Annotated in this window: 23 protein-coding genes; 16 read left to right on the plus strand and 7 right to left on the minus strand. The window is 36.0% G+C overall.

From position 1 onward, the window contains the following. Position 1: 1 nt before the first annotated feature. The 12 genes from hisIE (at position 2) to rsfS (ending at position 9,339) form a co-directional block, all read left to right on the plus strand. The gene (gene hisIE, locus BLS24_RS09420; RefSeq protein ID WP_091758415.1) at positions 2–1,219 is read left to right on the plus strand and encodes a bifunctional phosphoribosyl-AMP cyclohydrolase/phosphoribosyl-ATP diphosphatase HisIE; all 1,218 of its coding nucleotides are present in this window, start codon (positions 2–4) and stop codon (positions 1,217–1,219) included. 9 nt (positions 1,220–1,228) lie between these two features. Further along, positions 1,229–3,109, plus strand: a complete 1,881-nt coding sequence (locus tag BLS24_RS09425; protein WP_091758417.1) for a TIGR03960 family B12-binding radical SAM protein — start codon at positions 1,229–1,231, stop codon at positions 3,107–3,109. Continuing rightward, positions 3,102–3,830: a TIGR03936 family radical SAM-associated protein gene (locus BLS24_RS09430; protein ID WP_091758419.1), complete on the plus strand. Its 729-nt coding sequence runs from the start codon at positions 3,102–3,104 to the stop codon at positions 3,828–3,830. Before BLS24_RS09425 ends, BLS24_RS09430 begins: the two co-directional genes overlap by 8 nt. Next, positions 3,823–4,956, plus strand: a complete 1,134-nt coding sequence (locus BLS24_RS09435; RefSeq protein ID WP_091758421.1) for a ribonuclease E/G — start codon at positions 3,823–3,825, stop codon at positions 4,954–4,956. The genes BLS24_RS09430 and BLS24_RS09435 overlap by 8 nt, the downstream gene beginning before the upstream one ends. Before the next feature lie 118 nt (positions 4,957–5,074). After that, positions 5,075–5,383: a 50S ribosomal protein L21 gene (rplU, locus tag BLS24_RS09440; RefSeq protein ID WP_071176077.1), complete on the plus strand. Its 309-nt coding sequence runs from the start codon at positions 5,075–5,077 to the stop codon at positions 5,381–5,383. A 21-nt stretch (positions 5,384–5,404) separates the two neighbouring features. Beyond that, a complete protein-coding gene (locus BLS24_RS09445) occupies positions 5,405–5,734 on the plus strand; it encodes a ribosomal-processing cysteine protease Prp (RefSeq protein WP_091758423.1) in 330 nt (109 codons plus the stop codon). Positions 5,735–5,737: 3 nt separating this feature from the next. Beyond that, a complete protein-coding gene (gene rpmA / locus BLS24_RS09450) occupies positions 5,738–6,025 on the plus strand; it encodes a 50S ribosomal protein L27 (protein ID WP_071176075.1) in 288 nt (95 codons plus the stop codon). Between the two features lie 69 nt (positions 6,026–6,094). Further along, positions 6,095–7,441: a GTPase ObgE gene (gene obgE / locus BLS24_RS09455; RefSeq protein WP_091758425.1), complete on the plus strand. Its 1,347-nt coding sequence runs from the start codon at positions 6,095–6,097 to the stop codon at positions 7,439–7,441. After that, complete coding sequence (yhbY, locus tag BLS24_RS09460; protein WP_091758428.1) at positions 7,438–7,749, plus strand: ribosome assembly RNA-binding protein YhbY; 312 nt, start codon at positions 7,438–7,440, stop codon at positions 7,747–7,749. The genes obgE and yhbY overlap by 4 nt, the downstream gene beginning before the upstream one ends. 30 nt (positions 7,750–7,779) lie before the next feature. After that, a complete protein-coding gene (gene nadD / locus BLS24_RS09465) occupies positions 7,780–8,388 on the plus strand; it encodes a nicotinate-nucleotide adenylyltransferase (protein WP_091758431.1) in 609 nt (202 codons plus the stop codon). Then, a complete protein-coding gene (gene yqeK / locus BLS24_RS09470; RefSeq protein WP_091758433.1) occupies positions 8,385–8,969 on the plus strand; it encodes a bis(5'-nucleosyl)-tetraphosphatase (symmetrical) YqeK in 585 nt (194 codons plus the stop codon). The genes nadD and yqeK overlap by 4 nt, the downstream gene beginning before the upstream one ends. A gap of 7 nt (positions 8,970–8,976) precedes the next feature. After that, the gene (gene rsfS / locus BLS24_RS09475) at positions 8,977–9,339 is read left to right on the plus strand and encodes a ribosome silencing factor (protein ID WP_091758435.1); all 363 of its coding nucleotides are present in this window, start codon (positions 8,977–8,979) and stop codon (positions 9,337–9,339) included. A 47-nt stretch (positions 9,340–9,386) separates the two neighbouring features. Here rsfS and lexA read toward each other — a convergent pair whose 3' ends face one another. Then, on the minus strand, positions 9,387–10,007 hold the full coding sequence (gene lexA, locus BLS24_RS09480) for a transcriptional repressor LexA (RefSeq protein WP_091758437.1): 621 nt from the start codon (positions 10,005–10,007) through the stop codon (positions 9,387–9,389). 173 nt (positions 10,008–10,180) lie between these two features. Here lexA and BLS24_RS09485 point away from each other — a divergent pair, with 173 nt between their 5' ends. The 4 genes from BLS24_RS09485 to BLS24_RS09500 all read left to right on the plus strand — a co-directional run bounded on the left by BLS24_RS09485 (position 10,181) and on the right by BLS24_RS09500 (position 14,596). After that, complete coding sequence (locus BLS24_RS09485; protein WP_091758439.1) at positions 10,181–10,600, plus strand: LysM peptidoglycan-binding domain-containing protein; 420 nt, start codon at positions 10,181–10,183, stop codon at positions 10,598–10,600. Between the two features lie 57 nt (positions 10,601–10,657). Then, on the plus strand, positions 10,658–12,181 hold the full coding sequence (locus BLS24_RS09490; protein ID WP_091758442.1) for a DHH family phosphoesterase: 1,524 nt from the start codon (positions 10,658–10,660) through the stop codon (positions 12,179–12,181). Positions 12,182–12,319: 138 nt separating this feature from the next. Beyond that, positions 12,320–13,444 carry a D-alanyl-D-alanine carboxypeptidase family protein gene (locus tag BLS24_RS09495; RefSeq protein ID WP_176764398.1) on the plus strand — a complete coding sequence of 375 codons (1,125 nt, stop codon included), beginning with the start codon at positions 12,320–12,322 and terminating at the stop codon, positions 13,442–13,444. Between the two features lie 141 nt (positions 13,445–13,585). Continuing rightward, entirely contained in the window at positions 13,586–14,596 is a 1,011-nt protein-coding gene (locus BLS24_RS09500; RefSeq protein WP_091758446.1) for a tyrosine-type recombinase/integrase, read from the plus strand. Positions 14,597–14,661: 65 nt separating this feature from the next. Here the strand turns inward: BLS24_RS09500 and BLS24_RS09505 are convergent, their stop codons facing one another. The 6 genes from BLS24_RS09505 to BLS24_RS09530 form a co-directional block, all read right to left on the minus strand. Next, a complete protein-coding gene (locus tag BLS24_RS09505; protein ID WP_091758448.1) occupies positions 14,662–15,246 on the minus strand; it encodes a DUF6033 family protein in 585 nt (194 codons plus the stop codon). Positions 15,247–15,422: 176 nt separating this feature from the next. Beyond that, positions 15,423–16,058, minus strand: coding sequence for a cytidylate kinase-like family protein (locus tag BLS24_RS09510; RefSeq protein ID WP_091758451.1), 636 nt, complete (start codon positions 16,056–16,058; stop codon positions 15,423–15,425). A 34-nt stretch (positions 16,059–16,092) separates the two neighbouring features. Beyond that, positions 16,093–17,022 (minus strand): RluA family pseudouridine synthase, encoded by a 930-nt coding sequence (locus tag BLS24_RS09515; protein WP_091758453.1) that lies wholly within the window; start codon positions 17,020–17,022, stop codon positions 16,093–16,095. After that, entirely contained in the window at positions 17,022–17,561 is a 540-nt protein-coding gene (lspA, locus tag BLS24_RS09520) for a signal peptidase II (RefSeq protein ID WP_176764399.1), read from the minus strand. Before lspA ends, BLS24_RS09515 begins: the two co-directional genes overlap by 1 nt. 14 nt (positions 17,562–17,575) lie before the next feature. Further along, on the minus strand, positions 17,576–18,679 hold the full coding sequence (aroB, locus tag BLS24_RS09525; protein WP_091758455.1) for a 3-dehydroquinate synthase: 1,104 nt from the start codon (positions 18,677–18,679) through the stop codon (positions 17,576–17,578). Between the two features lie 69 nt (positions 18,680–18,748). Further along, positions 18,749–19,276, minus strand: a complete 528-nt coding sequence (locus tag BLS24_RS09530) for a cell division protein SepF (protein ID WP_091758457.1) — start codon at positions 19,274–19,276, stop codon at positions 18,749–18,751. Between the last annotated feature and the right edge of the window lie 192 nt (positions 19,277–19,468).

A 19,468-nucleotide genomic window follows, 5' to 3' on the forward strand; every position in this document is an offset into this window, starting at 1 on the left:
TATGTCAAAGATCTTTAAAATACTGCCATGCATTTATCTTTATGATGGCAAAGTAGTTAATTCCATAAAGGATAAAAATATCATTGATAATGACCCTTTAGCATATGCAAAAAGGCTTAATGAGCTTAATGTAAATGATATTTTAGTCTATGATATGTCCGAAGGCATGACAGATACTGATCACGAGAAAGCTCTTGATATCATCAAGGATATCTGCAGAGCTTGCGACGCATCCATAATAGGCACTGGCAATATTAAGCGCATGGAAGATGTTAAAAAGCTCTTATATGCAGGTTGTCAGAAGGTTGCTATTAGCTACGTAGATAAAAAGAATCAGGACATATTAGCTGAGGTATCTGAAAAATTTGGATCAAACAAGATTTATGCCTTATATTCAGATATATCAATTATTTCTGAATGCAAAGATGAGTTAACTTCTTATGTTTCAGAACTCCTTTATTTTTCTGATAAAGAAGATGATCTTGGAGAAAATTGCCTTGATCTTCCTGTAAATTTAGTAGTTAGTAATTTTAAAGATGACGCAGCATCTTATGAGGCATCAATCAAAAAGGCTGGACTTGAGCTCTTTTCAATGAAACCTGCTTTTAAGTGGGATGAACTTAAGAAAAACTCTGATGGTCTCATTCCTGTAATAGTTCAAGACTATAAAACCGATGAAGTTTTGATGCTGGCATATATGAACGAAGAGGCTTATAATAAAACTCTCGAAACAGGAAAGATGACATATTTTAGCAGAAGCCGAAACGAGCTCTGGACAAAGGGAGAAACAAGCTCTCATTACCAGTATGTTAAATCTTTGTATGCTGACTGTGACCTTGATACTATACTTGCCAAGGTCAAGCAGATAGGAGCTGCTTGTCACACTGGCAAATACTCATGCTTCTTTAATGAGATATCTAAAAAGGATTATGTCGAAAAGAATCCTCAGAAGATCCTTCAAAATGTTTTTGACGTAATAAATGACAGAAAGGTTAATCCTAGGGAGGGCTCTTATACAAATTATCTTTTTGACAAAGGAATTGATAAGATCCTTAAAAAGGTCGGCGAAGAAGCAACAGAAATAGTTATTGCAGCCAAAAATCCAAATAGCAATGAAGTAGTTTACGAAATGTCCGATTTCCTGTATCATATGATGGTCCTCATGGCTGAAAGAAATGTCAGCTGGGAGGATATAACTAGTGAACTAGCAAGACGATAAGGAAATGGTATGAATTATAATTTAGCTTTATCTGATGAGATCTTATTAGACCTTGAGAAACCTGAAAGATACATTGGTAACGAAGTCAACAGTGTTACTAAAGACAAAAGCAGTGTTGATATCCGATTTGCAATGTGTTTTCCAGATGTTTACGAGATTGGTATGTCTCATCTTGGTATTCAGATTTTGTATGGAATGTTTAATTCTTATGACGATGTCTGGTGTGAGAGAGTCTATTCACCTTGGGTAGACGCTGACAAGACCTTCAGAGAAAAGAACATTCCTCTTTTTGCGCTTGAATCTCAGGATCCTATCAAAAATTTTGATTTCCTGGGATTTACTATCCAGTATGAGATGTGCTATACAAACATCTTGCAGATACTAGATCTTTCAAAGATTCCTCTTTTATCAAAGGATAGAACATGGGACGATCCTATTGTAATTGGTGGTGGCCCATGTACTTATAATGCAGAGCCTATTGCAGACTTTTTTGACATTTTCTATATAGGTGAAGGCGAGACCAAGTATAGAGAATTATTTGATCTGTACAAGAAATGCAAAAAAGAAAACATGTCTCGTATAGACTATCTTCATGAGTGTGCCAAGATCTCCGGTATCTATGTACCAGCCTTCTATGATGTAAAGTATAAGGAAGATGGCACAATAGCTTCTATGAAGCCTATTTATGATGACATTCCTAGTGTCATAAAAAAAGAGATGTGTCTTGACCTTTCTAAGACTTTTTATCCTACAAAGCCAGTAGTACCTTATATCAAGATTACTCAGGACAGAGTAGTACTAGAGATCATGAGAGGCTGTATCAGAGGATGCAGATTCTGCCAGGCTGGACAGCTATATAAGCCTTTAAGAGAAAAAGATGTAGAGCACCTAAAGGAACTTGCTCTCGAGGCATTAAAAAATACTGGTTATGAAGAAATATCACTTAGTTCCCTAAGTTCAAGTGATTATTCAAAGCTTCCTGAGCTTATTGACTTCCTCATCAAGAACTGTAGTGAAAAGAAGGTTAATATTTCTTTACCATCCCTTAGAATCGATGCTTTCTCTCTTGATGTTATGAGTAAAGTTCAGGATGTTAAAAAAAGTAGCTTAACTTTCGCCCCAGAAGCTGGCACTCAGAGAATGAGAGACGTTATAAATAAGGGACTTACTGAGGAAGACATATTAAGAGGTTCGCATGAAGCATTCCTTGGCGGATGGAATAAGGTTAAGCTCTATTTCATGCTTGGACTTCCTACAGAAACTGATGAAGATATCTATGGTATTGGCGATATTGCCAACAAAGTAGCTGTAGAATACTTTGAAACTATGCCAAAGGAAAAGAGAAACGGAAGAACAATTGATATTGTTGCAAGTACTTCATTCTTTGTTCCAAAGCCATTTACACCTTTCCAGTGGGCTCGTATGAATACTAAGGAGGAATTCCTTGATAAGGCAAATAAGACCAGAAAAGGAATCATGTCTCAGCTCAACCAGAAACATATCAAATACAACTGGCATGAAGCTGACGCTAGTATGATGGAAGGTGTTCTTGCAAGAGGTGACAGAAAGCTTTGTAAGGTAATTCTCAAGGCATACGAAAAAGGCTGCATATTTGATGCCTGGGGTGAATACTTCAAGTTTGATACTTGGATGGAAACCTTTGAGGAATGCGGCGTTGATCCATTCTTCTATACAACAAGAGAAAGAAAAGATGATGAGATCTTCCCTTGGGATATCTTAAATTGTGGTGTAACCAAGGAATTCCTTCTTCGCGAATGGAAGAATGCTTTAGCTGGAAATAAATCTTTTAACTGCAGACAGTATTGTCTTGGCTGCGGAGCTGCTTCTTACGGAGTAGGTGTATGTAAGGAGGGCAGAACAAATGCATAAATTAAGACTTAAATTTTCAAAGACCGGTCCTATCAAATTTGTTGGTCACCTTGATATAATGAGATATTTCCAAAAGGCCATAAGAAGAGCTGAGATAGATATCAAGTATTCTGAAGGCTTTAGCCCTCATCAACTTCTTTCTTTTGCACAGCCACTTAGTGTTGGCGCTACAAGTGATGGCGAATACCTTGATATGACTGTTAATTCAATGGTTTCAACAACAGATGTTATGAATAGACTTAACTCTGTTATGAACGAAGGAATCACGATCCTGGCTGTGGAAGAGCTTAACGAGCATTCTGCTAAGGCTATGACTGATACCTACGCAGCGAAATATGTATTATCCTTTAGGACAAATTCTAAGCCTGATTTTGATTGGATCGCCGAAATGGAAAAGTATCTAAGTGGTGATAAGCTTCCTGCCATGAAAAAGACAAAAAGTGGCATGAAAGAGATCAATATGAAGCCTATGATCTTTGCTCATGAGTTTGATGAAAAAACTCAAACAGGAACTTTTCTTCTTAGCATGAGTAGCTTAGAAACACTAAAACCTACACTTTTATTTGGTGCTTTCTTTGAAAGCATTGGTAAGGAATTTAGTACTTCATCTTTAAATATTCACAGAGTTGATATCTACAAACTTGTTGATAATGGCGACGAACGCTACATTGAGCCATTTATAACAAATGATATGAATGAAAGGTTTTATTTAAATGGCTGAGATAATAATCTCAAAATATATAAATACTCCAGTGGTTACAGCTTTTATAGATGGCAAACTGGAGTATTTGTCATTTGTGAGAGAAAGTAAACTTAATAATATCTATGTTGGACGAGTAGATCACATTGTAAAAAATATTGATGCTGCATTTATTAAGTACCACGAAGATGAGATTGGCTATCTGTCTTTAAAAGGAATAAATGAAAGCTGCATACTTAATAGAAAGCTCGAAGGAAGCTCTTTAAAATGCGGCGATATGGTCGTGGTACAGATGAGTGCTGAACCTGTTAAGACCAAAAAGCCAAAATTTACAACAAATATTTCAGTATCAGGTAAGTACACTGCAGTTACTCTTGGTAAAAAAGGCGTTGGAGCATCTCTAAAACTTAATGACGATATTAGAAAGAAATTAGTAGAGGATGTTCGAGACTCATTTAATGATCTTGTAAATTCAATGAGTATGATTGGTGATGCTGGTCTTATTATCAGAACTTCAGCCTGTGATCTAGATGAAGCCCATATAAAAGAAGAGGTCTTAAACGATGCCAAGGAAAATCTTATAAAGCTTCAGAATATCCTCAAAGAAGGAAACACAAGAACCTGCGGGACATTACTAGATTCCTCAAACAACAAAGATTCCCTAGAATCAAACATAGATAATGCCATAGCTTTTTTAAGATCAAGAAATATTACGGAATATAAAGTTATAGAAGATAGCGGTATTCATGGTATTAGATCCAAAATTGATGAACTAAGGCAAAAGAAGGTCTGGCTTAAAAGCGGTGCCTATCTGATAATTGAGCAGCTTGAAAGCTTTAACGCTATAGATGTTAATACTGGTAAGGCTATAAACGGTAAAAACAATATTATAGAAAAGGTCAACTTAGAAGCTGCAGAAGAGATAATCAGGCAGATACGATTGAGAAATCTCACAGGAATGATCCTTATAGATTTCATCAATATGAAGGAAAAAGATAAAAACGAGACTCTAATATCAAAGATTGTAAGTTTGGCCAGACTTGAACAGGTACATACTGCATTCATCGATATTACAGGCCTTGGAATTATGGAATTAACAAGAAATAAAAACGATAAAACATTAAAAGAAATATTAGAAGATGTTTAAAATAGTGTTGACAACAGTAAACATCAGTGTTAATATATTATGGTATGCCGCATAACTAGGCATAAGTGGGTTTATCCCCGCCAAAGTTAGCGAGTTTTTATGAAGAAGGAGGTAACTTATGTACGCAATTATTGTAACTGGTGGTAAGCAGTACAAAGTTTCCGAGGGCGATGAAATCAAAGTTGAGAAGCTTGATGTTGAGCCTGGAAAAAAGGTAACATTCGATAATGTTATCGCAGTAAATGATGACAAGGCACTTAAGGTTGCTGGTGACGTTAGCGGAGCAAAGGTTTCTGCTACAGTTGTTGAGCAGGGTCGTGCTAAGAAGGTTGTTGTTTACAAGTACAAGAGAAAGACTGGCTATCATAAGAAGAACGGTCACAGACAGCCATTCACTCTCGTTAAGATTGACAAGATCTCAATGTAATTATTAACAAACGGAATATAAATGACTACTATAACTATTACAAAATCATCTAATAATACATATAAATGTATTGAATGTAATGGTCATGCAGGATTTGCAGAGTATGGCGAGGATATCGTTTGTGCTGCAGTTTCAGTTTTGACTATTAACCTGATCAATTCCATTGAAAAGTTTACTGACGATGAGATCGATCTTGAACAAGATGAAGATAAAGGTATTATCAGATTGAAGTTTAGAAATGAACCAGGTTCTGATTCAAATCTGCTTCTTAAATCTTTTGAATTAGGAGTAAGCAGTATATTCCAGCAATATGGTAAGAAGTTTTTGAACATTAAATTTAGGAGGGAATAAGTCATGATGAATATGAACCTTCAATTTTTTGCTCACAAGAAGGGTGTAGGATCTACTAAGAACGGTAGAGACTCAGAGTCAAAGAGACTTGGAGCAAAAAGAGCTGACGGACAATTCGTAAAGGCCGGTAATATTTTATACAGACAGCGTGGAACACACATTCATCCTGGTGTAAATGTAGGCATCGGTAAAGATGATACATTATACGCACTTGTTGATGGTGTTCTTAGATTTGAGCGTAAGGGCAGAGATAAAAAGCAGGCTAGCGTTCATCCTGTAGAGAATAAGTAATTATTGCAAAAACGGGCTTCAAACACATAATGTTTGGAGCCTTTTTTAAACGAAACTTGAGGTGTGATCATGCCAGTTTTTGTTGATAAGGCGAAAATTTTTATACAAAGTGGTAAGGGCGGAGATGGACATATCTCTTTTAGAAGAGAAAAGTATGTACCAAACGGTGGCCCAGACGGCGGCGACGGTGGTAAAGGCGGCGACGTTATTTTTGTAGTGGATGAAGGAATCAATACTCTTTCAGACTTTCATTACGGCGGAAAATATAAAGCTGAAAATGGTGAAGATGGAAATAAGAGACGCTGCCATGGTAAAAATGGAGCAGATCTTTATATAAAGGTTCCTGAAGGAACAGTAATAAAAGAAGCTAATTCAGGTAAAGTCATTGCAGATATGAGCGGTGATAATAAAGAAGCTGTTATCTTAAAAGGTGGTAAGGGCGGAAATGGTAATATGCATTATGCTACATCTACAATGCAGGCTCCTAAATATGCTCAGCCTGGACAACCAGCTATCAGCCTTGAAGTTATGCTTGAGCTTAAGGTAATTGCAGATGTTGGACTTGTTGGATTTCCAAATGTTGGTAAATCTACCTTTTTATCAAAGGTTTCTAATGCTAAGCCAAAGATTGCAAATTACCATTTCACAACACTTTCTCCAATGCTTGGAGTTGTTGATCTTGCAGATGCAAGAGGATTTGTAGTTGCTGATATTCCAGGACTTATTGAAGGTGCTTCAGAAGGTGCTGGACTTGGACATGAATTTTTAAGGCATGTAGAAAGAACCAGAATGATGATCCACGTAGTTGATGCAGCTTCTACAGAAGGTAGAGATCCAATAGAAGATATTGAAGCAATCAACGAAGAATTAAAGAATTATAATGCTGACATTTCAAAGAAACCACAGGTTATTGCTGCAAATAAGATAGATATGCTGCCTGATGGTGAAAATGATGAGATGATCCAGAAGATAAGAGACAAGTACGAACCTTTGGGCGTTAAAGTATTTGCCACATCTACCCTTACTGGAAAAGGCATACAGGAACTGCTATACTATGTAAGTAGGACCCTTTCTGAAATGCCAGAACAGAAGGTAGTATTTGAGCAGGAATTCTTCCCTGAAACAATGGCTCGTGAAAATGACGAAGCTTATTCAGTATTTTACGATGATGAAACATCAGAGTACGTTATTGAAGGTCCTAAGATTGAGAAGATGCTTGGATACACTAATCTTGAATCAGAAAAAGGATTTGCATTCTTCCAGAAATTCCTTGCTGATAATGGTATTCTCGATGAACTTGAAAAGCTCCATATTGGAGAAGGCGATACAGTTAGAATGTATGGCTATAGTTTCGAATATTATAGAAATGCAGACACTCAGCCTGTATATGATGATGAAGAGGAAACAAACGAATGACTTTAACTAGTAAGCAACGCGCATATTTAAAGAGTCTTGCATCTGAATTAGAACCAGTATTTCAGATCGGTAAGGCAACAGTTACACCAGAAATAATTGAAGCAATCTCTGAAACCTTCAATACTCATGAGCTTGTAAAGATAACAGTTCTCAAAAACTGCACAGAGGATGTTACAAATGCAGCTATTAAGGTATCTGAAAGAACACGTTCAGAGCTTGTCCAGGTAATTGGCAGAAAGTTTGTATTATACAAACCTTTCAAAGATGAACCAAAGATAATTCTTCCAAAAACAAAAAAAGAAAAATAATCTTATCATTAAATAAATGGAGGTTATTATATGGAACATAGGAGAATCGGAATATTAGGTGGTACTTTTGATCCTATTCATAATGCTCATTTACTACTAGGTGAATCTGCCAGAGAACAGTTTAATCTCGACAGAGTCATTTATATTCCCAATAATCTAGCTCATCTCCCTAACAGGACGGAGATCACTCCAGGAGATGTTCGTTATCAGATGGTCAAGATGGCCATAAGTGATAACCCATATTTTACATGCTCCAGAATTGAAATTGATAAGCCTGAAGGAACATATACATACAATACCATTCAGGAATTAAAAGTCATGTATCCAGGTGATGAGCTTTACCTAATACTTGGCGGAGACTCTATCATTGGAATAGACACATGGTATAAAGCAAAAGATCTTTTGACATCTTGCACGATACTAGCAGCTGTAAGAGAAGATGATGATCTTGCTGCTCTTGATAAAAAGAAAAACGAGCTTAAAAAGATCTACAATGCAGATATCAGACTTCTGAAATTTAACAGAATTGATATTTCTGCAACTGAGATACGTCAGCGCATTCGTTCAGGAAGATCCGTAAGATATATGCTTCCAGATGAAGTAGTTGAATTTTTGTGTATAAAGGGCTTATACAAATGAAAACATTAGAAATATCACAAAAGCTCAGAAAAGAACTGGCAAAAGAGCTTAAGCCAGATAGGTTTGATCATACTCTTGGCGTAGCTTATACAGCTGCCAGTATGGCCATGGTACATGGTGCCAATGTAGAAAAAGCATTAGTTGCCGGAATGCTTCATGACTGCGCAAAATGTATGTCTCATGAAGAACAGCTAAATATATGTGAAAAAAATCATATAGAAGTAACTGAAATAGAACAGAAAAACCACTCATTACTTCATGCCAAAGTAGGAATGTACCTGGCTCGAACCAAATATGATATATATGACACAGAGATATTAAATGCTATCAGATGGCATACAACCGGCAAAGAAGATATGTCACTTCTTGAAAAGATCGTCTATATAGCAGATTTTATCGAGCCAAATAGGAAGCCTCTTGAGGGCATGGACGAAATCAGAAAAGAGGCCTTTACTGATCTTGATAGGTGCCTAGCGCATATTCTTCATGATTCAGTTGTATATCTTAACACTATTGGCAAAGAATGCGATGATGCGACTATGAACGCATATCATTTTTACAAAAAATACTATCAAATTTGAGGTGAATATGGCAGACTTAAGTGTTTCAAAAAAGATGGCAGCTATGGCTGTTGACGCATTAGAAGATAGAAAAGGAGAGGATGTTCACGTAATCGACATCAGCGAGATTTCTACTCTTGCAGACTATTTTGTAATCGCAAGCGGAACTAATATCAATCAGGTACAGGCTCTTGCAGATAATGTACAGGAAGTTCTCGGAAGACAGGGCTTCATGACTAAGGATGTTGAAGGTTATGACGCTGGAAATTGGGTTCTCCTTGATTTTGGCGATATTATTGTACATGTATTCGATAGTGAAAACAGATTATTCTATGATCTCGAAAGAATCTGGAGAGATGGAAAACTTGTAGATGTAAATGAACTTAAATAAAAAAATGAGCTACTTACATAGTAAGTAGCTCTTATTTTTTGAAAAAATCAGTGATAAAATCTCATAACACCAAACACTTTACCAAGTATCTTGCAATCATCTACGATTATTGGATCCATAGAGTCATTTTCTGGCTGAAGTCTGATATGTCCTTGTTCTTTATAGAAAGTCTTAACAGTTGCTGAATCATCTATAAGGGCAACTACCTGTTCACCATTTCTAGCTGTATCACATACCTGAACGAAGAGTTTGTCTCCATTATAGATTCCAGCATTGATCATTGAATCACCCTTAACATTTAATATAAAGGCATCTGATCCCTTAGGACACATGCTTGCTGGAATAGGAATATAGGAATCAATATTCTCCTCAGCAAGAATAGGCATGCCAGCCGCAACCTGACCAACGACAGGTAAGCTAACGATCTCAGTTCTCACCATATTGAAGCCATCATCACAAACTTCAATGGCACGAGGCTTTGTAGGATCCCTTCTAATATATCCGTTCTTTTCAAGAGTTGCTAAATGAGAATGAACAGAAGAAGTAGATTTAAGATTAACTGCAGCACATATATCTCTAACAGAAGGTGGGAAACCTCTTGATAATGTCTGTTCCTTAATGTAATCAAGAATTTCTTGTTGCTTTTTTGAAATGTTGCCTTTTTCCATACAAACCCTCCTTTTATCAATATCTGAGTTAAGTATAACAAATGCAAATCCAAAAAGCAAATATTTGTTCGGAAAATATGTTCGATTTTTGTTGACAAACAAATGTTTGTTTTGTATTATGATATCAGAACGGCTGTTCGTAACAAATGTTCGTTTTTGGATGAGGTGATGATATGAGTGATGCAATGTTAGCAGCAGCAAGACTTTACAATAATCCTAGATATTTTGATCCTAGCGAGATCAGAATCAGACAGAACAAGATCAGGAGACAGAGGATAGTTCGTAGACAATATATTACTATATCTTTAATTGTATCTATTCTCTTATTCGTAATGATGTTCTTAAAGCTTTCAGTCATGTCAGATGCTCAGTCTGATACATTTGAGCCAGAATACAAATATTACAAGACTGTTACAGTTTATTCTGGTGATACATTATGGGACATTGCCAGCAACAACTATAATAGTGGCAAATATTCAGATATGAATTCATATATCAATGAGATTCTAAGCATCAATTCCATCAGTGACGCTGATCAGGTAAAGGCTGGAGAATCTCTGATAATCCCATATTTTTCAAAAGAATATAAATAAATCCCCATATTCATCTCCCTATTGATGATATAATAATCCTTGATAGGGAGATAATTTATGAAACTTTCAAGTTTACTTAGCTATGACTCTATAGTAATTCAATGTCACGACAATCCAGATGCAGACGCTCTTTGTTCTGGATATGTGTTGTATCGCTATTTTTCTTTCTTTTCCAAAAAAGTAAGATTTATCTATTCCGGAAATTTCGAAGTTACAAAGAGTAATCTTGTGTATCTTATCAATAAATTACACATCCCTATAGAATATGTAACTAAGCTCAAGTCTAAACCTGACCTTCTTCTGATGACTGACTGCCAATACGGAGAAGGTAATGTTCAGCGTTTTGATGCCAAAGAAGTAGCAGTTATAGATCATCACCAGGTTTCAACCAAACTTCCAAAACAAAATGAAGTTCGAAGCAATCTTGGTAGTTGCTGTACAGTAATCTGGAACCTTTTAATGCTAGAAGATTTGAATGATTTCTTCGATAAAAAGATTTCAACTGCGCTATATTATGGTCTTTATTGTGATACAAACTCTTTTTCAGAGATATCACATCCTCTAGATAGAGATGTGATCGAATTTCTAGACTATGATAAATCTCTCATATTAAAGTTAAAAAACATGAACTTAACATTAAGAGAAGCGAAAGTAGCAGGAGTAGCAATGCTCGGCATTGATTATCATCCAGATAACAGATACGCCGTCCTCAAGACAGAAGCCTGCGATCCTAATATTCTAGGTTTAATTGGAGACTTTATCATTGCTATTGACACTGTTGATGTATGCCTTGTATATAGCATCCTTTCATTTGGCGTTAAGTTTTCAGTCAGGAGCTGTTCTAAGGAAACAAAGGCAGATGAACTAGCAATGTTCATTTCGGACAAGATTGGTTCCGGAGGTGGACATATAGAAAAAGCCGGCGGTCTTCTTAAAAATGATCTGATCAAGCAGATTTATCCTGAATATGTAGAAATTGATGATCAATCAGCTAAATTCTCAATTTCCAATATCCTGAAGCAAAGATTAAAAGACTATTTTGAAAATAGCGATATTATATATGCCAAGAAAACCAAAATAGATACAAGTAAAATGAAACGCTACATAGCAAATCCCTTTGTTGTGGGCGTTATAGATCCAAAGAAATACATTCCAGCTGGTAATATGGCCATCATCAGAACAATATCTGGTGACAAAAACATAGAGATTAAGAAGAATACTTTATTTATCGTTACTGAATCAGGCGAAATATATGGTATTTCTGAAGATAATTTCAAGAAAAATTATGTTAAGACAAGAAAGCATTTTAAGATCACCACGGATTACTCACCAATAATCAAAAATGCTGATACTGGAAAAAACTACCACATTATCACAGAGGTTAAACCATATATTTCAACAGGTGAGATCAATATCTATGCTAAAAAGCTTACAAAGACTACCAAGTTATTTACTACATGGGACAATGAGAAATATATGCTTGGATTAAAAGGCGATTATATAGCTGCAAGCATAGATGATCCAAATAATATTTTTATTATTGAAAAAAGCATCTTCAAAAAAACATATGATTTAGCGTAAAGGCAGTAAGGCTCTGATTTTTTCTACTCTATATGTAAAAAAAATCGGGGCTTTTTTGTTTCTTTTTTACATTGAACTAAATATGTCATAGATGTTAAGATTTTCTTGTTATATTCTTTTGTTGGGTGGGATTTTACTTTGAGTAATTATAGAAAAGCTAATTATAGAACAAGGGACGGACAGCGTCTAACTGCGCAGCAGTATAAAAATAGAAGAAAATTCGAGATAATACTTCATTTATCATTACTTGTGGCTTGCTTTGTAGCTGTGATCTGCCTTATCGGAACACTTATCCATAAGGCTATTTATAGACCAGATACGCAGGAAGTTGTAGAAACAGCTACAGATTCTGCAACGGCAGAGCTTACAATTGTCGATACGATAGTTGAAGATGTAGTGGTAGAAGATAATCCATATCTCAAATCATCAGAAGATTCAGCTTCATTCTTTAGTGGTTATGAAGTGATCATTGATGACAACACCAAGCTTATTACAAGTGATAATGTTCAGAGCTCCTATGGTGTGTTAATAGATCTTGATTCTGGAAAGGTTATCGCGCAAAAAGACGGTAACGTACGCATAAATCCAGCATCAATGACCAAGATATTAACTCTATTAGTTGCAGCTGAACATATCGAAAACCTTGATGATACCTTTACTATGACCCAGGAAATCGGCAATTATATTTTCAGCAAAGATTGTAGTGCTGTAGGCCTTAAGGTTGGAGATGTTCAGACCATAAGAGACTTAATGTATGGAACAATACTTCCTTCTGGCGCAGATGCTGCAATGTGCCTTGCAGAATATGTTTCAGGCTCTCAGGAAGAATTCGTTAAGCTCATGAATGAAAAGCTTGATGAATTGGGTATTTCTTCAACAGCTCATTTTACAAATTGCATTGGAATATATGACAAAGACCATTATTGCACACTGCTTGATATGGCTATGATCCTCAAAGCAGCAGAAGAGAACGAGCTTTGTCATGAAATATTAAATGCTAGAACTTACACAACTTCACCCACATCTGAACATCCTGAAGGAATAACAATATCAAACTGGTTCCTTAGACGTATTGAGGACAAAGATACTCACGGTGATGTTGTTGGAGCCAAAACTGGTTTTGTAAATGAATCAGGATGCTGTGGAGCAAGCTATCAGATTTCAAATGACGGTTCACATTACATCTGTGTAACAGCTGATGCATGGAGTTCCTGGAGATGTATATATGATCACGTTGATATCTATGAAACCTACACTAGCTAATAATATACGAAAATCCCTTTGTGGATAGTAATAAACTTTTTCGCAAAATTCTAGTTTTACGAAATCAAATACTATGATATAATAGACCTAGGCCATATATAAGGCTAAAGGTCTATTTTTATTGTTTTGGGGGAATCTATTATGCCAGCAAACAGGATCAACTATTCTGACAAGATAAACGCACTCTTAAATGAAATGCCTGATTTTGTCAGCGACTTCATCTACAACTTTGGCCGCGTTGAAAATTATGCCACTAAGCTTGAATATTGTCGTGACATTAAGATTTACTTAGAATATCTTATAAATTTCCTTCCTAAGTACAGCGAAAAATCCATCAAGGAACTCACTATTGATGATGTGGCTTCTGTAGAAATCCTTGATATAAACAGATTTCTAACAACGCTTTCTGGTAATCACAAAGAATCAACAGTTAAAAGAAAACGTGCTTCTTTATCAAGTATGTATGGCTTTTTTGTTGCTACAGGCAAAATGCCTCGTAATCCAATTGCAGCTACAAAGACCATCAAAATTCCTGAAAAAGATGTTATTTATTTAACAAATGATGAGCAAAGAATCCTTCTTGATACTGTTAGACACGGAACCAAATTGCATGAATCTGTTGCCAAGGTTCACTATATCTATGCAGATAGAGATTCAGCCATGTTTCTTTTATTATTAGATACAGGACTTCGAGTATCCGAAATGCTCGATACAGATATTATCGACTACAACTTAGATGATTGCAGCGTTGTTGTTACCAGAAAAGGTGGCGACACACAGATTGTCTATTTTAGCGATGAATGTAGGGATTACCTTGATATATACTTTTCATCACAAAAGGCCAAATATGGCATAAAAAACCTTAAATTCCCTGCTTTTACTACTTCTACCGGTAACAGACTAGGCGTAAGAGCTGTAGAAATCTTGGTAAAAAAATACGTATCTGTATGCCTTCCAGAAAAAGCCAGGATAATTTCTCCTCATAAGCTGCGTTCAAGCTTTGCAATGAGCTTTTATGCAGCCAGCAACAACAATATCTTATTACTTAAAAAGAAAATGAATCATAAAAGCATACAGACAACCAATATCTATGCTAAAGCTTCAGATACAGCAATGAAAGACTCAAGATCATTACTTCAAGGTTTAAGATAATAATAGGAACATAATAAAGCCTGTAGGAAAACATATTCCTACAGGCTTAATTTTTATTACACAAATTATGCCTTAGAACTTACGATAGATTTAAGTAGTGAATCAACTGATGTATCTTTAAAAGACTGTCCATTTATATCAGCAAAGAAATTAACCTTTCCATCTTTTCCAATGCTGATACCAAATTTTGATATTTCATCGTCATCACCAGTGTTCTCTTCTATCTTCTTACTAAGATCACTGATCTTATTCATAGCATCATCGATATTTTTAAGAAGCTTATCCTTAGCTTCTTTATCCTTCTCATCATCTGATGCTAAAAGCTTCATCTCATCTTCGGATAATATGATGCTGTACTCAAGATCTCCACCTATCTGTGACAAATCGTCATCAGGCCCAGCAACAAATATGTCTGCATTTTCGTATTTATTTTGCAGCATATCGACAACCTTGCCGAACATCTCAACTTCTGGAGAGAACTCAACAGATGCGCTACTACCTACACCAGTACCAAAAACAGTGTTTTTTACATCCTTTTTTGAGGTTATATCTTTTGCTTCTGATCTAGCCTTACCTTTTACTGTAAGATTTTTGCCAATATTACTGTTTTGAAGGTACTTATTTATAGAATTACTGATATTAGTATTCATGGCTTTCCTCCTTGAAAGATCATGCACAGATTCCATTCTGTGATCAAACTCAGCATATCATCCAAATTAATGAATAACAATTAAAAAAGAATAAACAATATTCCAAACAAAAATAAACTTTCAAAGCAGGAAATACTGCCCTGAAAGTTTATTTAAAATACGGATTTCTATGGCACTCAAACCTTTCTAGAATGCTCAAAGTCTTCAATATACTGAGTGATAAACTTAACTGTACCTTCTATACCAAGGATGCTGGAATTGATGCAAAGATCATAGCTGTCAGCTCTTCCCCACTTCTTGGATGAATAGTAGTTATAGTAGCTCTGACGCTGCTTATCCTTCTTGTTCATCATTTCTCTAGCTTTGTCATCAGATGTGATATCATCGAATCTCTCTCTGATCCTCTTAATCTTGGACTCTTCATCTGCGCAGATAAAGAGATTTAAAACATTAGGAAACTCGCTAAGTGCGTAATCAGCACATCTACCTACAATAACACAAGGACCTTCCCCAGCGATCTTCTTAACTGTATCAAACTGTGCGAGAAACACCTTATGACTGATAGGCATATCTACAAAGCTTGATGAATTGTAGCCAAAAGAATATGTATCCATGACCAGGTTATAAAGGAATGAATTTGTAGGTCTTTCATCGTGGTTTTGGATCATTTCTTCGCAAAAACCACTTTCCTTGGCTGCACGTGAAAGAAGCTCTTTATCATAACACTTTATACCAAAGTGATTTGCTACCATTTCTCCTATTTCTCTTCCGCCTGATCCGAATTGTCTTCCAATAGTGATTATAGTATTCATAAATACTCCTTCCCCCTTTTTCTTTTATTTTACTCTATTTGAGAACATCAAGCAAATGCGAAAAGTACTCAGGAAGCGGTGCATTTGTCTCAATATACTCATTAGTTGTAGGATGTACAAAACCTAAGATCTTGGCATGCAAGCATTGACCATTTGTCTTAAATTTACTCTTTCTAGAAGAATAAACCTCGTCCCCTAAAAGAGGATGTCCGATATGAGCCATATGAACGCGAATTTGGTGTGTTCTACCTGTTTCTAGCTTACATTCTATATAGGTAAAAGAATCCTCCTCAAATCGCTTTAAAACGCGAAAATGAGTAACCGCTTCTTTACCACCACTTTGAACAACTGCCATTTTCTTTCTATCACTAGGGCTTCTACCAATAAGTGTACTGATAGTTCCCTCATCCTCTTTGATAATGCCGTAGCAGATAGCGTGATAAACTCTGTTAATAGAATGTTCCTTTAACTGCTCAGCTATCTTTTGGTGTGCATTATCATTTTTGCAGATAATAACTGAACCAGTTGTATCCTTATCGATCCTATGAACGATTCCAGGCCTTAAAACGCCATTGATCCCAGATAGATTATCCTTGCAGTGGAACATCACTGCATTAACTAAAGTATCCTTATAGTGACCAGCTGCGGGATGAACAACCATATCTTTTGGCTTATTTACAACAAGAACGTCGCTATCTTCATACAAGATATCAAGAGGAATATCCTGAGGTAATATCTCTGGGACTTCAACAGGAGGAATCTCCATCTTTATATGATCATTTTCAGAAACAACAAAGCTAGCCTTAACGATCTTGTCATTGCAGGTTACTTTTTTATCATCAATTATCTTTTTGATATATGTACGTGAAAAAGAATCAATAAGCTCGCTTATAAGCTTATCGATCCTATATCCGTCATATTCATCTGTTACATAATACTCAAAAAGATTATTGTCATTATCCATTATTTTATTTCCCTAAATTTCTTTTGCTGTTTAAAGCTTAAGAAGTTAAAATCATTTTCCTTGTAATAGAAAAGGAAAAGAATGATAAATAAAAATGTCGCTACTGTAACGTAAATATCAGCTACGTTAAAGATTGGGAAATTAATGATAACAAAATAAATAAAGTCTACTACGTAGTCCTGTCTGACTCTGTCTATCATATTCCCAGCAGCGCCACTTGCAATAAGGACAAGAAGAATATGCATAACATTATATTTCTTGTCATCAGGCATTCTGAAAAGAACATACGCAATGATAAAAAGGATCAAAACAGCAACAAGTACAAAAAATACCTTTTGATTCTGGAATAAACCGAATGCTGCGCCGCTATTTTTAAGGAAATTAAGCTCAAGAACATTGTTGAAGATAACAATAGCTGGCTTATCCTGTAAATAGTCGCAAGCAAGCTGCTTGGTAAGCTGATCAAGTGCCACCAAAAGGATTGCAAGCACCAGATCAACGATCAAAAAAATCTTTTTCTTTTTAGACATCTTATTCATAACAAACTCCTAGATCAGTCATTATTTTCAATATATATTATTTCGTCTAAGGCTGCTCTCATCTCATCCTCAGTAACAGTAAGGTCAATAACAGCCTTTCCTATCTTCTTTAAAAGAATAAATCTTATCTTGTCGCCATCAGCTTTTTTATCTGACTTAGTAAGGTCAATAACACTCGCAGGATCAATATCCTCAACAGAAATAGGCAGGTTAAATGGAACAAACATATCTCTGATCTCATAATATTCATCCATAGAGATCATTTCCTTCTTCCAGGAAATAAAAGCGGCTGCAACACAGCCAAGCGCTACACATTCGCCGTGTGCAAGCTCAAAGTTCTTGGCCTTCTCAATAGCATGACCAAGTGTGTGTCCAAAGTTAAGTAAAGCTCTGTCACCCTTCTCAGTAGGGTCCTTTTCAACAACAGCTCTTTTGATGTCACAGCTTCTGTAAACCATCTCAAGAACAACATCAGGATCCTTGTCATCAATCTCATACATGTTCTCGATAAGCCATGAATAAAAAGATGCATCCTTAATAAGTCCATGCTTCATAACTTCAGCAAAACCTGAAGCATACTGTCTGCCGCTTAAAGAATTAAGCGTTGAAATATTCATGTAAACAAGACGAGGCATATAAAAAGCGCCGATCATATTCTTGTAGCCATTAAGATCAACACCTGTCTTGCCGCCAATGCTACTGTCAGTCTGAGCTAGAAGTGTAGTCGGAACCTGAATAAATGCTATTCCTCTAAGATATGTAGCAGCTGTAAAGCCCGCCATATCTCCAACAACTCCGCCGCCAAGAGCAATAATAAGATCATGTCTATCAAACTTATTTATAATAAGCTCTTCGTATATCTTTTCAATTTCTGATAAATTCTTATTTTCTTCACCAGCAGGAATCTCGATGGTAATTATCTTGTCAGAAAGACCTTCAAGTTTCCCTTCTACTTCCTTAGCATAAAGCTTACTTACATTAGAATCTGTAATAATAGCAAATTTACGACCTTTAAAACCAAGCTCATCAATCTCTTTTGCAAGCTTATCGAAATCTTTTTCAAAAAGAATGTCATAGCATGGCTTATTGTTGTAATTAACAGTCATTCTGTTTTCCATGGCCTTATCTCCTTAAGCATAAAAAGAAAGCTGTTGACTAATTAGTATTTTGTCAACAGCTTGATATTCTCAATCAATTTGCTGTGGTCCCTCTGAGATACCGCCGCCAAAGGTTCCGCTTAATATGTTCTGGAAATCACCAGATATATCAACTGAAGCAGGTGTGATAATGAATATATATCTTGAGATCTTCTGAAGGTTACCTGAAATAGCAAAGGTTGAACCCGATGTGAAATCGATGATCCTCTGTGCAATATCAACATCCAGGCCTTCAAGATTAAGCACTACAGTTCTATTTGCTAAAAGAGTTTCTGTAATCTCTCTCGCATCCTCAACAGATGTAGGTTTGATAACACAAACTTCCATACCTGCTGCAGATAATGCTTTTCTAGATTTTGAAGGTACCTTAGGAATTGGCTTCTTTGCCTTATCTTCAGAAACATCAATTGATGGATCATCCTTACCAACTGGTGCTCCAGTATTTATTGAATCACTCTTTGAGCTGCTATCATAGTAGCCGTCATCGGAATCATAATATCCGCTTTCGTCATCCCCATTAAGCTGAATTGCTTTTAAAAACTTATCCATTACGCTCATTGTATTAAAACTCCTCGAAAATTTTTCCCAACAAATCACATATAATATTAACTTAGTTTTACATAATCTGTCAAATTTAATTAAGTAGAACTAAGTTCGGAACTCTCATTAGATTCCTCATTTTGCTCGTCACCATTTTCCTCTTCTGGGATATCTTCAGAGGTTTCCTCTACAGAAGCTTCTGAAGCTTCT

Origin of the sequence: Butyrivibrio sp. INlla18, from assembly GCF_900103635.1 — a bacterium.
Taxonomy (GTDB): domain Bacteria; phylum Bacillota; class Clostridia; order Lachnospirales; family Lachnospiraceae; genus Butyrivibrio.

What these genes read in the sequence shown, in the direction of transcription:
- nadD (WP_091758431.1), top strand. Translation starts at nt 7,780, where the DNA reads ATGGAACATAGGAGAATCGGAATATTAGGTGGTACTTTTGATCCTATT.
- BLS24_RS09485 (WP_091758439.1), top strand. Translation starts at nt 10,181, where the DNA reads ATGAGTGATGCAATGTTAGCAGCAGCAAGACTTTACAATAATCCTAGA.
- BLS24_RS09445 (WP_091758423.1), top strand. Translation starts at nt 5,405, where the DNA reads ATGACTACTATAACTATTACAAAATCATCTAATAATACATATAAATGT.
- rplU (WP_071176077.1), top strand. Translation starts at nt 5,075, where the DNA reads ATGTACGCAATTATTGTAACTGGTGGTAAGCAGTACAAAGTTTCCGAG.
- yqeK (WP_091758433.1), top strand. Translation starts at nt 8,385, where the DNA reads ATGAAAACATTAGAAATATCACAAAAGCTCAGAAAAGAACTGGCAAAA.
- BLS24_RS09530 (WP_091758457.1), bottom strand. Translation starts at nt 19,276, where the DNA reads ATGAGCGTAATGGATAAGTTTTTAAAAGCAATTCAGCTTAATGGGGAT.
- BLS24_RS09510 (WP_091758451.1), bottom strand. Translation starts at nt 16,058, where the DNA reads ATGAATACTATAATCACTATTGGAAGACAATTCGGATCAGGCGGAAGA.
- aroB (WP_091758455.1), bottom strand. Translation starts at nt 18,679, where the DNA reads ATGGAAAACAGAATGACTGTTAATTACAACAATAAGCCATGCTATGAC.
- obgE (WP_091758425.1), top strand. Translation starts at nt 6,095, where the DNA reads ATGCCAGTTTTTGTTGATAAGGCGAAAATTTTTATACAAAGTGGTAAG.
- yhbY (WP_091758428.1), top strand. Translation starts at nt 7,438, where the DNA reads ATGACTTTAACTAGTAAGCAACGCGCATATTTAAAGAGTCTTGCATCT.
- lspA (WP_176764399.1), bottom strand. Translation starts at nt 17,561, where the DNA reads ATGAATAAGATGTCTAAAAAGAAAAAGATTTTTTTGATCGTTGATCTG.
- BLS24_RS09435 (WP_091758421.1), top strand. Translation starts at nt 3,823, where the DNA reads ATGGCTGAGATAATAATCTCAAAATATATAAATACTCCAGTGGTTACA.
- BLS24_RS09505 (WP_091758448.1), bottom strand. Translation starts at nt 15,246, where the DNA reads ATGAATACTAATATCAGTAATTCTATAAATAAGTACCTTCAAAACAGT.
- BLS24_RS09515 (WP_091758453.1), bottom strand. Translation starts at nt 17,022, where the DNA reads ATGGATAATGACAATAATCTTTTTGAGTATTATGTAACAGATGAATAT.
- rsfS (WP_091758435.1), top strand. Translation starts at nt 8,977, where the DNA reads ATGGCAGACTTAAGTGTTTCAAAAAAGATGGCAGCTATGGCTGTTGAC.
- BLS24_RS09490 (WP_091758442.1), top strand. Translation starts at nt 10,658, where the DNA reads ATGAAACTTTCAAGTTTACTTAGCTATGACTCTATAGTAATTCAATGT.
- lexA (WP_091758437.1), bottom strand. Translation starts at nt 10,007, where the DNA reads ATGGAAAAAGGCAACATTTCAAAAAAGCAACAAGAAATTCTTGATTAC.
- BLS24_RS09500 (WP_091758446.1), top strand. Translation starts at nt 13,586, where the DNA reads ATGCCAGCAAACAGGATCAACTATTCTGACAAGATAAACGCACTCTTA.
- hisIE (WP_091758415.1), top strand. Translation starts at nt 2, where the DNA reads ATGTCAAAGATCTTTAAAATACTGCCATGCATTTATCTTTATGATGGC.
- rpmA (WP_071176075.1), top strand. Translation starts at nt 5,738, where the DNA reads ATGATGAATATGAACCTTCAATTTTTTGCTCACAAGAAGGGTGTAGGA.
- BLS24_RS09430 (WP_091758419.1), top strand. Translation starts at nt 3,102, where the DNA reads ATGCATAAATTAAGACTTAAATTTTCAAAGACCGGTCCTATCAAATTT.
- BLS24_RS09425 (WP_091758417.1), top strand. Translation starts at nt 1,229, where the DNA reads ATGAATTATAATTTAGCTTTATCTGATGAGATCTTATTAGACCTTGAG.